Origin of the sequence: Sphingobacterium sp. Mn56C, from assembly GCF_049319645.1 — a bacterium.
In the GTDB taxonomy this organism is placed as follows: domain Bacteria; phylum Bacteroidota; class Bacteroidia; order Sphingobacteriales; family Sphingobacteriaceae; genus Sphingobacterium.
Genome location: NZ_JBMOUC010000007.1, coordinates 144,930 through 159,520, shown reverse-complemented (window position 1 = coordinate 159,520; position 14,591 = coordinate 144,930). Strand labels below are relative to the sequence as shown.

General features: G+C 41.4%; 14 protein-coding genes. 9 read left to right on the top strand and 5 right to left on the bottom strand.

Translation table 11 applies throughout. The features are described from left to right. The first annotated feature begins 110 nt into the window (after positions 1–110). The 5 genes from pdxA (at position 111) to ACL9RF_RS15615 (ending at position 5,310) form a co-directional block, all read left to right on the top strand. Complete coding sequence (gene pdxA, locus ACL9RF_RS15635; RefSeq protein WP_422801573.1) at positions 111–1,166, top strand: 4-hydroxythreonine-4-phosphate dehydrogenase PdxA; 1,056 nt, start codon at positions 111–113, stop codon at positions 1,164–1,166. A gap of 98 nt (positions 1,167–1,264) precedes the next feature. Next, on the top strand, positions 1,265–2,683 hold the full coding sequence (locus ACL9RF_RS15630; RefSeq protein ID WP_422801572.1) for a CCA tRNA nucleotidyltransferase: 1,419 nt from the start codon (positions 1,265–1,267) through the stop codon (positions 2,681–2,683). A 61-nt stretch (positions 2,684–2,744) separates the two neighbouring features. Next, on the top strand, positions 2,745–3,347 hold the full coding sequence (locus tag ACL9RF_RS15625) for an IS1096 element passenger TnpR family protein (RefSeq protein WP_422801571.1): 603 nt from the start codon (positions 2,745–2,747) through the stop codon (positions 3,345–3,347). Between the two features lie 52 nt (positions 3,348–3,399). Continuing rightward, the gene (gene miaA, locus ACL9RF_RS15620; RefSeq protein ID WP_422801570.1) at positions 3,400–4,287 is read left to right on the top strand and encodes a tRNA (adenosine(37)-N6)-dimethylallyltransferase MiaA; all 888 of its coding nucleotides are present in this window, start codon (positions 3,400–3,402) and stop codon (positions 4,285–4,287) included. Positions 4,288–4,458: 171 nt separating this feature from the next. Beyond that, a complete protein-coding gene (locus ACL9RF_RS15615; protein ID WP_422801569.1) occupies positions 4,459–5,310 on the top strand; it encodes a mechanosensitive ion channel family protein in 852 nt (283 codons plus the stop codon). A gap of 49 nt (positions 5,311–5,359) precedes the next feature. On the opposite strand, the gene ACL9RF_RS15610 is transcribed toward ACL9RF_RS15615, so the two are convergent. Continuing rightward, positions 5,360–6,427, bottom strand: coding sequence for a branched-chain amino acid aminotransferase (locus tag ACL9RF_RS15610; RefSeq protein WP_422801568.1), 1,068 nt, complete (start codon positions 6,425–6,427; stop codon positions 5,360–5,362). 347 nt (positions 6,428–6,774) lie between these two features. Between ACL9RF_RS15610 and ACL9RF_RS15605 the strand changes: the two genes are divergently transcribed. Further along, the gene (locus ACL9RF_RS15605; RefSeq protein ID WP_422801567.1) at positions 6,775–7,488 is read left to right on the top strand and encodes a tetratricopeptide repeat protein; all 714 of its coding nucleotides are present in this window, start codon (positions 6,775–6,777) and stop codon (positions 7,486–7,488) included. Positions 7,489–7,509: 21 nt separating this feature from the next. Here ACL9RF_RS15605 and ACL9RF_RS15600 read toward each other — a convergent pair whose 3' ends face one another. From ACL9RF_RS15600 to recJ, 3 genes are read right to left on the bottom strand one after another with little or no spacing between them, the layout of a single operon-like run. After that, positions 7,510–9,027, bottom strand: coding sequence for a GH3 auxin-responsive promoter family protein (locus ACL9RF_RS15600; RefSeq protein WP_422801566.1), 1,518 nt, complete (start codon positions 9,025–9,027; stop codon positions 7,510–7,512). Positions 9,028–9,052: 25 nt separating this feature from the next. Beyond that, positions 9,053–9,787, bottom strand: coding sequence for an LPS export ABC transporter ATP-binding protein (gene lptB, locus ACL9RF_RS15595; RefSeq protein WP_422801565.1), 735 nt, complete (start codon positions 9,785–9,787; stop codon positions 9,053–9,055). Between the two features lie 30 nt (positions 9,788–9,817). After that, on the bottom strand, positions 9,818–11,518 hold the full coding sequence (gene recJ / locus ACL9RF_RS15590; RefSeq protein WP_422801564.1) for a single-stranded-DNA-specific exonuclease RecJ: 1,701 nt from the start codon (positions 11,516–11,518) through the stop codon (positions 9,818–9,820). Between the two features lie 115 nt (positions 11,519–11,633). On the opposite strand from recJ, the gene ACL9RF_RS15585 reads away from it, so the two are divergent. From ACL9RF_RS15585 to ACL9RF_RS15575, 3 genes are read left to right on the top strand one after another with little or no spacing between them, the layout of a single operon-like run. Beyond that, the gene (locus ACL9RF_RS15585) at positions 11,634–12,416 is read left to right on the top strand and encodes an MBL fold metallo-hydrolase (protein WP_422801563.1); all 783 of its coding nucleotides are present in this window, start codon (positions 11,634–11,636) and stop codon (positions 12,414–12,416) included. 54 nt (positions 12,417–12,470) lie between these two features. Further along, positions 12,471–12,950 carry a cation:proton antiporter regulatory subunit gene (locus ACL9RF_RS15580; RefSeq protein WP_422801562.1) on the top strand — a complete coding sequence of 160 codons (480 nt, stop codon included), beginning with the start codon at positions 12,471–12,473 and terminating at the stop codon, positions 12,948–12,950. Positions 12,951–12,954: 4 nt separating this feature from the next. Then, a complete protein-coding gene (locus tag ACL9RF_RS15575) occupies positions 12,955–14,268 on the top strand; it encodes a cation:proton antiporter (protein ID WP_422801561.1) in 1,314 nt (437 codons plus the stop codon). On the opposite strand, the gene ACL9RF_RS15570 is transcribed toward ACL9RF_RS15575, so the two are convergent. Continuing rightward, positions 14,263–14,577: a metal-sulfur cluster assembly factor gene (locus ACL9RF_RS15570; RefSeq protein ID WP_422801612.1), complete on the bottom strand. Its 315-nt coding sequence runs from the start codon at positions 14,575–14,577 to the stop codon at positions 14,263–14,265. The genes ACL9RF_RS15575 and ACL9RF_RS15570 overlap by 6 nt on opposite strands. Positions 14,578–14,591: the final 14 nt, after the last annotated feature.

Below are 14,591 nucleotides of genomic sequence, written 5' to 3'. Positions count from 1 at the left end.
AGGGAGGGGGATAGCTGTTATTTAATTGTTGTATCCTATAAATTAAAGGAAGGAGTATACGGCCTTTTCCTAAAAATTGTTATTTTTGGTAACGCAAAGCTAAAAAGACGATGAGTGAAAAATTAAAAATAGGTATTACCACAGGTGATCTTAATGGAATTGGTATGGAGGTTATTATTAAGTCCTTATTGGATAATAAGGTTTTAGACTACTTTACACCAATTGTGTACGGTAATACGAAGAATGCTTCATTTCATCGTAAAGCAAATAACATTAATGATTTTAGCTTTAATGTGATAACCGATGTAGAGCAAGCAAATCCCAAACGTGCCAACATGATAAACTGCTGGCAGGAGGATGTGAAAATTTCTTTGGGCGAGGAGAATGAATTAGGCGGTAAATATGCTTTCATCTCTTTGGAAAAAGCAGTTGAAGACCTTAATAATGGGAAAATTGATGCTTTGGTTACGGCGCCGATAAATAAACATAATATTCAGCAAGAGGGGTTTGCGTTTCCTGGGCATACCGAATACCTACAACATAAAGTTAACGCGGATGATGTATTAATGTTTATGCTATGTGAAGACCTTCGCGTTGGGGTAGTAACGGGGCATATTCCTGTAAAGGATGTTGCAGCACAGATTACCGAGGAAGCGTTATTAAAAAAATTGCGCCTGATGAACAGCAGCCTTAAAAATGATTTCTGGATTCAGAAGCCTAAGATTGCTGTGTTGGGGTTAAATCCACATGCCGGCGATAATGGGGTGATTGGTACAGAAGATGATGCGGTAATTCGTCCGACATTAGAAAAGGCTAACGCCGAGGGGATGTTATGTTTTGGCCCTTTTCCTGCCGATGGTTTCTTTGCGTCGGATGCCTACCTGAAGTTTGATGCTGTATTGGCGATGTACCATGATCAAGGATTGATCCCTTTTAAGCATATAGCCCAACGTAAAGGGGTAAACTACACCGCAGGTTTGCCAATTGTGCGCACCTCTCCAGACCACGGTACTGGGTATGATATCGCGGGTAAAAACCTGGCCTCCCATGAATCCTTTTTGGAAGCCTTATTTGCCGCAGTTCATATCGTAAAAAACCGCCGTGAACAATTGGAGTTGACAGCAAACCCATTACCATTCCGCAAGCTTTCTAAGGATAGAGATTAAGCCTTCCTACAGAATAACCTTTAGGTATGCTATAATATTCCTTTAAAATAAGTAATTTTGCGACTTGTTAGACCTTTGTAGGTCTACATGCGAGAGCTATGACAGAACATTTGCAACATCCTATATTTCCTATAATCCGTGATTTGGCTGATAAGACAAAAACGGAATGTTACGTTATTGGCGGCTATGTACGGGATAGGATTATGGAGCGTCCCTTTAATACAGATGTCGATATCTTAGTTATTGGTAGCGGAACGGAGTTTGCTACCCAACTTGGGGAGATATTACATACAAAGGTGGCCGTATATAAATCTTTTGGTACAGCTATGCTCGTATACGATGGCTTGGATGTAGAGTTTGTAGGGGCAAGAAAGGAATCTTACCGAAGAGACTCACGTAAGCCTATCGTAGAAGATGGTACCCTCGAAGATGACCAAAATCGCCGTGATTTTACCATTAATGCTATGGCGTATTCCCTTAATGCCGAAACATACGGGCAGCTGGTGGATCCTTTTAATGGTGTAGATGACATTTTACATCGAATCGTGCGTACGCCGTTGGAAGCGGAAGAAACATTTTCAGACGATCCACTGCGTATGATGCGTGCCATACGCTTCGCTACCCAGCTTAACTTTAAGATTGATATTAAGGCGATTGATGCTATTGTAAAAACCAAAGATCGCATACGTATAATATCCAAAGAACGTATTGCCGATGAACTCAATAAAATAATTTTAGCTCCGAAACCTTCCGTAGGGTTTAAGTATCTGTTTGATACAGGGCTGCTGCAGTACATCTTTCCGGCAATGTGTGATTTGCATGGTGTCGATGTAATTGATGGGCGAGGGCATAAGGATAATTTCTACCATACGCTGGAGGTTTTAGACAATGTCGCGGCACTATCGGATGACCTGTGGCTGCGCTGGGCGGCTATTATGCATGATATCGCTAAGCCTGCAACGAAGCGCTTCGATAAAAAAATTGGCTGGACATTCCATGGGCATGAGGATAAAGGCGCACGTATGGTGCCCAAGTTATTTGCCGACTTGAAGCTTCCGCTAAACGAAAAAATGAAGTTTGTGCAGAAATTGGTGTTATTGCATTTACGGCCTATTGTGTTGGCACAGGATATTGTAACCGACTCGGCCGTGCGTAGGCTCTTGTTTGAGGCGGGTGACGATATTGATGCGCTGATGATGTTATGCCATGCCGATGTAACCACCAAGAATGAATATAAAAAGAAAAAATACCGGGATAACTTCGAGCTTGTAAAACAAAAGCTTCAGGATGTAGAGGAGCGCGATCATCTACGCAACTGGCAACCTCCGGTTTCTGGTGAGGATATTATGCATGTGTTTAACTTAAAGCCTTGTAGGGAGGTAGGTGTTATTAAAAATGCTATTCGCGAAGCTATTTTAGAGGGTGATATTCCAAATGAAAGAGATGCGGCCTACCAATTTATGATAGAAAAAGCACAGGCTATGAATTTGAAACCCAAGCAAACATTGTCTTTATAGACAGCGAAATTATTTTTATTTTTATACCCGATAATTTAATACTTATCTTCAATTTAGAGATATGGCAATATATAGATTTAGAGTGACGTTTGAGGATTACGAAGATGTATACAGAGATATCGATATGGTTTCTAAAAGTACTTTTTTAGATCTTCACGAAGCAATTCATAAGAGCACGGGTTACCCTACAGATGCATCATCTTCTTTTTATGTGAGTAACGATCAATGGAAAAAAGGTACTGAAATTGCCTTGGCTCCGGCAAAACGTAAAATAGATAGTGGTGTATTATTGATGGAAGATATCCGGTTAAGTAAATTTATTGATGACCCACATCAGAAGTTTTATTATATCTATAATTTCGAACGTCCTTATGATTTTCATGTGGAGTTGATTAAGATTTTAAAAGAAGAAGAAGGCAAAGAATATCCTTCGATATTTAAATCTGTAGGGCAGGCGCCGAGGCTTATTGCAGCAGCAAACTTCCCGACTTCATCCGATGATGACGACGACGATGAGGATATTATTGAAGACGATGGTGCTGAAGAATATGGCGTCGATGCGGAGGACGATTATAGTTTAATGGAGGATGATGACGAGGAAGATTCGGAGCAAGGCGAGGAAGATAATAACGAGTTTAACTCGGGAGATGAGGACTATGATTAATAGTCCTTCCTTATTTAAAATACGCTGTTAATTCATTTCTTGTAATTATTGTATGTCAGAAAAGACTTTAATCGTAGTGGTAGGGCCTACGGCTGTCGGAAAGACTGCCGCAGCTATAGAAATTGCCAAACGGTATAACACAGAAATTATCTCGGCCGACTCGAGACAGTTTTATCGGGAGATGACTATCGGTACCGCCAAACCGGATGCCGCAGAATTGGCCGCCGTACCGCATCATTTTATAAATTCCCACCGTATTGACGAGGAGTATTCTGCGGGCGATTTTGAAAGAGATGCGTTGGCGAAATTACAGGAACTATTTAAAATCCATGATGTTGTCGTTATGGTGGGCGGCTCCGGGCTTTTTGTGCGCGCGGTATGCGAGGGTTTAGATAACCTTCCAAAAGCAGCAGATGACGTACGAGAGCGGTTAAATGCCCGTTTCGCTGCCGAAGGGTTGGAACCCTTGCAGCAGCAGCTGCAAGCGGTGGATCCGGCCTATTACGCGACAGCGGACATCGCTAACCCACAGCGCGTAATACGGGCGCTGGAGGTGTTTGAAGCATCGGGTAAACCCATGTCATTTTTCCAGAAAAAGGATGTAGATAAAAGGCCTTTTAAACAAATTACCATTGGCTTGAATAGGGATCGTGCTGAATTGTACCAGCGTATAAATCTTCGCGTTGATAAAATGATCGAGGCAGGGCTCGTTGAAGAGGTGCAGGGGCTCGTAAAACACAGGCATAAACCTGCCATGTTGACGGTAGGTTATGTGGAGATATTTGATTTTCTGGATGGTAAAATTACCCTAACCGAAGCTATAGATAAGATAAAACAGAATTCGCGTCGCTATGCTAAACGACAGATTACCTGGTTTAAAAAATATGGTAATACCCAATGGTATACAGCAGAGGAAGTCTCAGGTTTGGATTTTAATTAAACTCCAAACCTACTCTTTTTAGGCTGTTAATTCCTTTCTTTGTCGCTGGATATTTACTTTTTTAAAGTATCCATATTCCTTGCCCCCTATATTCAAATTCTCCCCATTTTTTGATTTGTTTTTTCTGTAACTTAGGTGCTACTAAACATTTTAAATTTAATTATGATATTCATGCAGATTAACGTTCCCATGGGGAATGGTGAGGAACTATTTAATAGTGTTCAATTATTGTTAATACAGCTAAAAGTTACGGCTATCGGATATGCACCGAAAATTGTGGGCGCCATTATTGTCTACCTAATAGGGCAGTGGGTGATATCTTATATAGCCAAGCTTTCCCAGCGGATGATGAAAAGCCGCAAGTTTGATATATCCCTACAGAAGTTTTTGGTATCCTTAATAAAGGTAACCCTTACGGTATTGATGTTTCTGGCCATTATAGGCATGCTAGGGGTCAATGTTACTAGTTTTGCTGCACTCTTAGCCGGCGCAGGGTTGGCCATTGGGGCCGCGTTAAATGGATCCTTGGGAAATCTTGCTGGCGGTGTTATGCTGATGATATTTAAGCCCTTTAAAGTTGGCGATTTAATTGAGGCTCAGGATAATGTCGGAGTTGTTACCGAGATTGGGATATTTAATACCGTTATATTGTCGCCCGAAAATAAAACCGTTATTCTCCCCAATGGTGCCTTGTCGACCGGAGTGATCACCAACTTCAATACGCATGGAAATTTGCGTGTGGATTTAAAAATTGCTGTGGCCCTGGATGTAGACCTCGATAAAGCGCGGCAAGTGGCTACCGATGCGATGCTTACGGTGCCAGAGGTATTAAAATCGCCAGCGCCTGAGGTGCATGTATTGGAGGTAGGAAACGGTATGACAACACTAGCTATTCGACCTTATACCATACAAGATCATTACTGGAAGGTATATTTTGAGGTTCAGGAAGTGGTGAAAAAAGCCTTCGATGAGCAGGGTATAGCTGCCCCAGTTCCAACGCGTATAATTATCAATAAAAGCTAATTAAAATGAAGAAGGTGCAATTTTCATTGCACCTTCATTACTTTTATATTTATACAATAAAATTCCATCCGTAAGGATCTGTGATTTTACCGTAACGCAATTCATTTAAATACGTCAACACACGGTTTGAAAAGTCACGTCCTTCCACCGCTGGTAGGGTATAATCCTGACCTTCGAAGCCAATGCGGTCGATATGTGTAATGGTAGCGGCGGTACCTGCAGCAAAGGCTTCGGTAACCGTTCCTGCTTGGATGCCATCAATTAATTCCTGTACAGAAACTTTACGTTGTTCGGCTTTAAATCCCCAAGCTTCGGCCAGTTCCATTATTGTACGACGGGTTACCCCATGTAAAATTGTGTCTCCATGTGGCGTAATAATAGTGTCGCCAATACGGAAAATTAAGTTTGCCGTACCCGCTTCTTCAATATACTTATGCTCGTTAGCATCCGTCCACATAATCTGATCGTAGCCTTCATTATTCGCAAGCTGTGTAGGGTACAACGATAAAGCATAGTTACCCGCATTTTTCGAAAAACCTACACCACCATCTGCGGCACGGGTAAAATGTGTTTCCACTTTTAATGAAATCGGTTTGCTGTAGTATGCCCCAACAGGACAGGTAATAATTATAAATTTATACGATATGGATGGGTGTACGCCTAATGCTGCTTCTGTCGCAAACATAAATGGGCGTATGTATAAAGAGGTGCCTTCTTTAGAAGGAATCCAGTCTCTATCCATATCCAATAATTTTTTTAAGCCACCTAAAAAGATCTCTTCCGGAACTTCCGGCATCTGTAGGCGTGCTGCAGATTTATTAAAACGCTCCCAATTTTTTTCGGGGCGGAATATGCTTACTGTACCATCTTCAAATTTGTATGCCTTAATACCTTCAAAAATAGATTGTCCGTAGTGCAGGGCGGATAAGGAAGGACTAATTGTTATATCCCCGTAAGGGACCAGACTAAGATCAGTCCACTGGCCATTGTTGTATTCAGCCACAAGCATGTGGTCTGACATTATTTGTCCAAATTGTAAATTGTTGAAATCTACCTGCGAGAGTCTTGACTGTTTTGTAGGCTCTACGCGAAATGAAATTTGTTCTAACGCGCTCATGTCAAAATATTTGTCTATGTGTTGCAAGTTAATAAAAAACTTCTAGAGCTGAATGATGTTGGGGCTTTAAATTTTCAGTTTCACCTGTTTTTTACTGTATATCGCTGCTATGGTTTTGGGAAAAAAATGCTATTTTTATAGGGTAAGTTAGCCAATTTTATAAAGATAAACCTAGGAATACACATCCTATCTTAACATGCAGGTTCTGTTGAAGTTGTGTGGCCATAATACATGCTGAAATAATGCCTGTTAACGGCTTTTCATAGGAGATAATCGCATGGGCTATCTTTCTTCTAATATAGTTATATAGTAATATAGTGTAATTGATTTTTATTGAGAAAGGTCTAATGGAAAAACATTCAGAAAGGATTCAGGAATATATTGACGGTCAGTTAGGTGGTGATGAGCTCCGTAGTTTCGAAGCGCGGTTGGCCGTAGATGTGGAATTAAGAAGCATGGTGGCCTTACAACGGGAGGTTTATGCAATTTTATGTAATGATCATGCATTCCATGCACCTAAAGTGCGTATGTCACTGAAAGAGGTAAATGAACAATATCGTATGGCGGATGCCTCCCCAACATTTAACAAGCGCAAATGGTTGCCCCTTGCACTGCTACTTTTCGTGGGTATAATGGGGAGTTTATTTTTCTTCCATACCAACGAGGATTTATACGCGTTGCCCGCTATGCGGTCTGTTATTGTGCGCGAGCCTATTCGGGAAGTATCTTATAAAGATGCGGTAGCAGCCTATACAAAAAAGTCGTATGCCGAGGCCAGCCATATATTGGAGCGCTTGTTAGCCAAGCAACCCGAGCAGATGCAGTATAAGTACTACCTTGGGTTAAGTTATATGGGGCAGGAGCGTTGGTCAGATGCCATTTCTCGCTTACAAGCTGTGGCTGAAAGTAGCACCTGGTTTGCCGATGATGCAAAATACTACCTTGCCGTTATATACATTAGCAAGGAAGAGCGGTCAAATGCTAGGCTTCTATTGGATGATATATCGCCTAATAGCAAGGTAGGCGTTAAGGCAAAGCGATTATTGCATACGTTGAAGTAAGTGCAAGGAAGCAGCAGTACATTACGATGCCTGTATAATTTGCAATAATGTATCCAGATACTCCCGGTTATTGGCCAGGCGCGGCACCTTATTTTGTCCACCAAGTTTACCCCGAGACTTCATCCAGTTGTAGAACGTGTTTTCCGGCGCAATATGAACTATAGGCGGATTTAAAGCCATGTTTTTATACCTTTTCGCATCATAGTCGGAATTTATGTCGCGAAGGGTGTCGTCTAAGATTTTGCAGAAATATTGAAAATCATCTGGTTTCTTTGCGAATTCAATGACCCATTCATGTGCACCAGCATCGGTATCTTTAAAATAAACAGGTCCTGCCGTATAATCCTTAATCGCCGCCGATGTTAATAAGCAAGCCTTACTCAATGCCTTGTCGGCATTATCGACAATAACCTCTTCCCCGAAGGTGTTGATATAATGTTTGGTACGTCCCGAAATCTGAAAACGGTAAGGAGCCAGGGAGGTAAACTTTATGGTATCACCGATTTTATAACGCCATAATCCAGCATTGGTAGAAATAATCAACGCATAATTTTTGCCGATCTCCACCTCATGTAGGGCTAATGTTTTCGGATGATCTTCATTCAGGTTCTCGAAGGGTAAAAACTCATAATAAATGCCATAGTCCAACATCAGCAATAAGTCTTCCGCATCCGACTGGTCTTGAAGGCCAAAATAACCTTCAGAGGCATTATAGTTCTCCAGGTAATACATCTCGTCGGAAGGAATAAGTTTCTTAAACTGGTCCCGATAGGGTTTAAAACTTACACCACCATGACCATAAAATTCAAGGTTAGGCCACACCTCCAGGAGGTTGTTTTTACCGGTAATTTCCAGGATACGGTTTGCCATAACAATATTCCATGTAGGAACGCCAGCAAGGCTTGTAACGTCTTCCTTAATTGTTATCTGCGCAATTTGGTCTATTTTTTCTTCAAAATTTGGGTTTAGGGTAACCTCCAAGTTAGGTGTTCTTTTAAATTCTGCCCAGAAAGGAAGGTTACGGATAAGAATGGAAGAAAGGTCGCCGTAATACGAATCGGGGCTAAAATTATTTATCTGCGACGATCCCCCGATAACCACCGATTTACCCGTAAAAACCTTGTTGTCAGGTTTGTTGTGGCAGTAGATAGATAACATGTCCTTACCGCCTTGGTAATGACACTCCTCTAAAGCCTCCATACTAACCGGAATAAATTTACTCCTATCGGCCGTTGTTCCTGAAGATTTGGCAAACCATTTAATATCCGAAGGCCACAGAATATTCTGCTCGCCTTTGATCATACGGTCTATATACCCCTTAATATCGTCGTAATCGCTTATAGGCACACGGTTTTTATAATCTTCGGGGGTAAGGATACTTTTATAATCGTATTTTTTGCCCCATTCTGTCGCTTCGGCAGTAGCGATAAGATTTTGGAACCATTCCTCCTGCACATCATGCGGATATTTCATAAAAAGCTCAATCTGATGAATGCGCTTTTTCATAATCCAGGTGAATATAGAATTTAGTATGGCCATGGCTTACTCCTTAAATTAGCGATTATTACAGTTTTTTACGGCGTAAAACAAAGTTCTGTCCGAGGTAGAATTTACGGGCTAACTCACTATCCGCAATCTCTTCCGGAGTACCGGTCAGCATTATTTTACCCTCCGCCAATAGATAGGCTCTATCTGTAATCGATAAGGTTTCCTGTACGTTGTGGTCGGTTATTAAAACACCGATATTTTTTGCTTTAAGCTTGGAAACTATAGATTGTATCTCTTCCACCGCAATAGGGTCTACACCAGCAAAGGGCTCATCCAATAAGATGAAGTTAGGGTTGGCAGCCAGCGCACGTGCAATTTCCGTACGTCGGCGTTCTCCACCCGAAAGCAGGTCACCCCGGTTTTTGCGTACACGGTGTAAACTGAACTCCGTTAATAACTCCTCCAGTTTTTCCAATCGTTCCTGTTTATTAGGGTAATGTATTTCTAAAACTGCCAGAATATTATTTTCTACCGATAACTTCCGGAATACGGAGGCTTCCTGTGCAAGGTAGCCAATACCACGCTGTGCACGTTGGTACATGGCATCCTTAGTAATCTCTTCCTCGTTCAAGAATACCTGTCCATCATTGGGTTTTATCAACCCTACAATCATATAGAAAGAGGTGGTTTTACCCGCACCATTGGGGCCTAAAAGGCCTACAATTTCACCCTGCTCCACATAAAAGGAAACATCATTAACAACGGTACGTTGTTTATATTTTTTTATTAAATGCTCAGCCTTAAGTATCATACTTCTTTTTTCGCTCTTTACAAATATATTTTAATATCGTATTGCTTTGATATTTAATTGTAAATTCTTTTTCCCTCTCCAATTATTTTCTTCTATGCTAAAGCAGATATCAAAGCTAGCACCGCTGTTTATAGGGTTGGCAAATTCGGCCAAACCAAAGGCTATACAATCAAAACTTGGTGAACCAGGTTGGAAGGTTGTAAATTTCAGATGATTTGTGCCTACAATAAATGCAGGGCCCAACACCTTCACCTGCCTGGCAACAAAAATTGGCGCTTCATTCTGCGGGCCAAAAGGTTCAAACTGCCGTAAAATCTTATAAAATTTGGCATCAATACGTGCCAGCTCAATTTCCATATCGATGGAAATCTCCTGCTGCAGCATTTCAGGTTTTATACGCTGCTGTACCACCTGTTCAAAACGATCTTGAAAAAGGGGGATATTCTCCTCCCTCATGGTTAACCCGGCCGCATATTTATGCCCCCCAAATTGCTCCAAGAGATCGCTACATTCGCTTAATGCTTCGTAAAGGTCAAAACCTAAAACAGAGCGGGCAGACCCCGCAATATGTCCGTTTGTTTGGGTTAAAATAATCGTCGGGCGATAATATTTTTCCGTAAGCCTAGACGCTACAATGCCGATAACACCTTTATGCCAATCCGATTTATAAAGAACCGTAGTTGTACGCGATTTATTACGCTGGCTACTTTCTATCAAGGCTAAAGCTTCCTCCGTTATTCGGAGGTCGAAGTCTTTACGCTGATTATTTTGATCGTCTACAGCGGCAGAATAGTTTGTCGCCTCTTCCATGGATTTGGAAATAAGCAAATTAACAGCATCTTTCGCATGGTCTATCCTTCCGGCGGCATTTATACGCGGACCAATCTGGAAGACGATATCATTAATAGAAAACACGCCACTTTTATTCGACGAAAGGTTTATTAAAGCTTTTAATCCTACAGAAGGATTAGAATTTAGTTTCTTCAGGCCGAAATGTGTTAACAGTCGGTTTTCGCCCGTTATGGGTACAATATCCGAAGCAATGCTTACCGCAACAAGATCCAAATACTGGTAGGCCTGTTCCATATGCATATCGTTTTTAAGGATAAAGGCCTGAATAATTTTAAAGCCAATACCACAGCCCGAAAGTTCTTTGTATGGGTATAAACAATCTTCGCGTTTAGGGTCCAGTACGGCCACAGCCGCCGGAATAGTATCGCCAGGAAGGTGGTGGTCGCCAATAATAAAGTCAATACCTTTGCGATTTGCATAATCGACCTTTTCTAAGGCTTTAATACCACAATCTAAGGCTATTATTAAGGAAAAATCATTATCAGCGGCATAGTCAATGCCCTGCGTGGAGATGCCGTACCCCTCGGCATACCGGTCGGGGATATAAAACTCAATACGGGAATGGAAAGCTCGAAAGAAACTATAAACTACCGATACGGCCGTGGTACCATCCACATCGTAATCGCCATATATTAGAATCTTTTCATTATTACCTATTGCCTTTTCAATACGCGTAATGGCAACATCCATATCCTTCATTAAAAAAGGGTCGTGCAGATGTTCCAATGCGGGGCGAAAAAATAACCTGGCCTGCTCAAAAGTTTCGACTCCTCTACTCACCAATAAGTTTGCAACAATGTCGCTAACACCTAATTCTTCTTGTAGTTTGCTTACTTTATTGCTATTATTTTTTGGTTTTAGGACCCACCTTTTTTGCATATCTTTGCACCATAATTTGTATGTAAATATACATTTTATAGGTATTGTTACCTAATGTTGTACGGGGTATTTAGATGGTAAAGGTCTAACTATCATATTTACAAGATAATAAAAGATGATACAAGCACACGCGCTATTCGAAGGATCTTTTTCCGTCGATATTACCAAAAAATTTGTTCCTTTTGATCCAGCTGTAGACGACCCAAAGAGTCGTCCGGGATCGCTGTTTGTTCATGTACACCCCTTCCTATTGGAAACAAGTGCCGGACTAGTGTTGTTGGATGCGGGTTTAGGTGGTCGTACTGCTGATGGTGAATTGATAATACGGCATAACATTAAAAAACTCGGCTTTGATCCAAACGATGTGAAGTATGTGTTGATGTCGCACTTACATAAAGATCATACCGGTGGTATGGTCGACTTTAATCACGGTGTAGGGCGTGTAGCCTTTCCGGAGGCTGAATATATTATTCAGCGAGGGGAGTGGGAGTCGGCTTACAGCGGCGAGTCACCCTCTTACCGTACGGAGGTATTTGATGTTTTACAGCGTAGTGGCAACCTAACTTTGGTGGAAGGTGATGGTATGGTGACCAACGAAATCCGTTATGAGCTCAATGGAGGGCACACGGAATTTCACCAAGCTTTTCATATCGAAACCGGTGCGGAGCATTATTTTTTTGGAGGTGATGTTCTTCCCGAGCCTGAGGAGCTTTTTAAAAACTTTATTGCCAAGTACGATTTTGATGGAAGAGCCTCGCGTGATAAAAGAATTGCCTATTGGGAGCAGGGGGCGCCGGAGGGATGGATATTTATGTTTTATCATGGTAAATCGATTTCAATCGGTAGGCCACAATTGCGCGACAACGGGCATTACATATTGGTCGATGCCTCAAATTAAATACTATTCAGTATATTTGTTAGTTATATTTTTTACATTATAAATAAAATAATCATGTCGATAGTTAGAGAAAGTGATCTTATTGGCATAGGTAAGAAATACCAGATTGAAACCGAGGCTGGCGACAATATGGTAGTGGTGATTCATGATGATGGTAAAAGAGAGCTGTATCGCCACGAGAACCTAGAAAACGAAACACATTGTGTCATGACCTTATCCGATGAGGAGTCGCGTCAGGTTGCAGGTATTTTAGGCGGTCTTTCTTATAAGCCGAAAGCATTAGAGACGATTGAGGTCGCCCTGGATGATCTGCGCATCGAATGGTATAAGTTCGAGGCTTTGGATGATGAGGTAAACAAGACCATAGGGCAGCTTGAAGTGCGCCAGCGAACGGGGGTTTCCATTATTGCTGCTATTAAAGCGGGGGATACCGTAATTAACCCGGGGCCAGACTATGTTATTGAGGCAGGGGTTACATTGGTTATTGCCGGTAAGGCAAAAAATATTAAACTATTAAAAGAGATACTATTATAAAAATATGACGCATATTGTAATATTAGAAATTGGAATAGCTGTATTGTTGGTGGCAGGTGTAGGTTTGTTGGCCAATAAGCTTAAATTTTCGGTTATCCCTTTTTTTATTATTATAGGTATGTTGTTGGGAAACCCAGCTTATCCGGAGTTTTTAACTTCTTTTTTAAAGAAAGTAGATAATGCGTCGGTAAGTGCTGCGGTAGACACGGTGTGGACTTTTTTTACGTTTACGGAAAGTAAGCCATTTATCGAATTTATGGGGCGTTTAGGCGTTCTTTTTCTGCTGTTTTACTTGGGTTTAGAATTTTCGGTCGGTCGTTTAATAAAGTCAGGGAAATCTATCGTTACCGGCGGTTCATTATATGTATTGCTGAATTTCCTCTCCGGTTTAATGATCGGTTGGTTAATGCAGCTCCCACTGAAGGAGATGATGGTGTTGTGTGGGTTAATGACAAGCTCTTCTACGGCGATTGTGGCTAAGGTGTTAACTGATTTAAAGCGTACTGCAAATCCGGAAACCGAGGTTATTATGGGTATGATAATGTTCGATGACCTTTTTATTGCCATGCATATCTCTTTTCTATCGGGTTTAATACTGGCGGGTGGCACATCCTTTATGTCGGTGTTAGGTACCTCATTGCTGGCATTAGGTTTTATTTTGACCTTTTTAATTTTGGGTCGTAAACTTATTCCTTTTATAGATAAGATCCTGCAGGAGAAGTCTTCCGAACTTTTTATTCTCATTATCTTTAGTTTACTATTTGTTATTGCGGGTTTTTCCGAGACAATCCATGTTGCAGAGGCTATCGGTGCATTAATGGCGGGTTTAGTGTTTGCCGACTCTAAGTATATTAAAAAAATTGAGGCCATGGTTTTGCCCTATAAAGACTTCTTTGGGGCCATGTTTTTCTTTAGCTTTGGTCTATCGATAGATATTTACACCTTGGGAGGGGCTGTTGGCTGGGCTACACTGGCGGCAGTGGTTACTGTAATTGGCAATGTGGCATCGGGTTATTTTGCGGCGCATTTTTCGAAAATGAAACCGCGTACATCATTCGATATCGGCTTTACGCTATCTGCACGTGGCGAGTTTTCGATTATTATGGCCAATATTGGGAAAGCTGGCGGATTAAATCCTATTCTACAATCTTTTGTTGTGGTTTATGTGCTAATATTATCCATCGTTTCTCCGTTGTTAACCAAAGAATCCCGGAATATTTGGAATGGCTTGTTTGGAAAGGAAAAAGCAACCTCCAAACCTAAAAAAACATTGGCTGATTTGGAGGCTAAAGGGGCCAACAAGGACGGATCTTTATAGAAATCCGAGTTCTAATTTTGCTTCTTCACTCATCATATCGCGATTCCATGGCGGGTCGAAGGTAAGTTCGACTAAGGCTTCTTTTACCTCTTCAATAGCGGCAACCTTGCGTTGTACCTCATCCATAATTTCTCCTGCTACAGGGCATCCTGGTGCGGTCAGCGTCATAACAACCTTAGCTATACCACCTTCTTTGGTAATAATTTCATAAACTAGACCCAAGTCTATGATGTTTGCCGGTTTTAATTCCGGGTCATATACCGTTTCCAATTCTGCCTTTATTTTAGGCGCCAACTGCAACGGATCAATAATTATTATACTCA

What these genes read in the sequence shown, in the direction of transcription:
- pdxA (WP_422801573.1), top strand. Translation starts at nt 111, where the DNA reads ATGAGTGAAAAATTAAAAATAGGTATTACCACAGGTGATCTTAATGGA.
- ACL9RF_RS15630 (WP_422801572.1), top strand. Translation starts at nt 1,265, where the DNA reads ATGACAGAACATTTGCAACATCCTATATTTCCTATAATCCGTGATTTG.
- ACL9RF_RS15625 (WP_422801571.1), top strand. Translation starts at nt 2,745, where the DNA reads ATGGCAATATATAGATTTAGAGTGACGTTTGAGGATTACGAAGATGTA.
- miaA (WP_422801570.1), top strand. Translation starts at nt 3,400, where the DNA reads ATGTCAGAAAAGACTTTAATCGTAGTGGTAGGGCCTACGGCTGTCGGA.
- ACL9RF_RS15615 (WP_422801569.1), top strand. Translation starts at nt 4,459, where the DNA reads ATGCAGATTAACGTTCCCATGGGGAATGGTGAGGAACTATTTAATAGT.
- ACL9RF_RS15610 (WP_422801568.1), bottom strand. Translation starts at nt 6,427, where the DNA reads ATGAGCGCGTTAGAACAAATTTCATTTCGCGTAGAGCCTACAAAACAG.
- ACL9RF_RS15605 (WP_422801567.1), top strand. Translation starts at nt 6,775, where the DNA reads ATGGAAAAACATTCAGAAAGGATTCAGGAATATATTGACGGTCAGTTA.
- ACL9RF_RS15600 (WP_422801566.1), bottom strand. Translation starts at nt 9,027, where the DNA reads ATGGCCATACTAAATTCTATATTCACCTGGATTATGAAAAAGCGCATT.
- lptB (WP_422801565.1), bottom strand. Translation starts at nt 9,787, where the DNA reads ATGATACTTAAGGCTGAGCATTTAATAAAAAAATATAAACAACGTACC.
- recJ (WP_422801564.1), bottom strand. Translation starts at nt 11,518, where the DNA reads ATGCAAAAAAGGTGGGTCCTAAAACCAAAAAATAATAGCAATAAAGTA.
- ACL9RF_RS15585 (WP_422801563.1), top strand. Translation starts at nt 11,634, where the DNA reads ATGATACAAGCACACGCGCTATTCGAAGGATCTTTTTCCGTCGATATT.
- ACL9RF_RS15580 (WP_422801562.1), top strand. Translation starts at nt 12,471, where the DNA reads ATGTCGATAGTTAGAGAAAGTGATCTTATTGGCATAGGTAAGAAATAC.
- ACL9RF_RS15575 (WP_422801561.1), top strand. Translation starts at nt 12,955, where the DNA reads ATGACGCATATTGTAATATTAGAAATTGGAATAGCTGTATTGTTGGTG.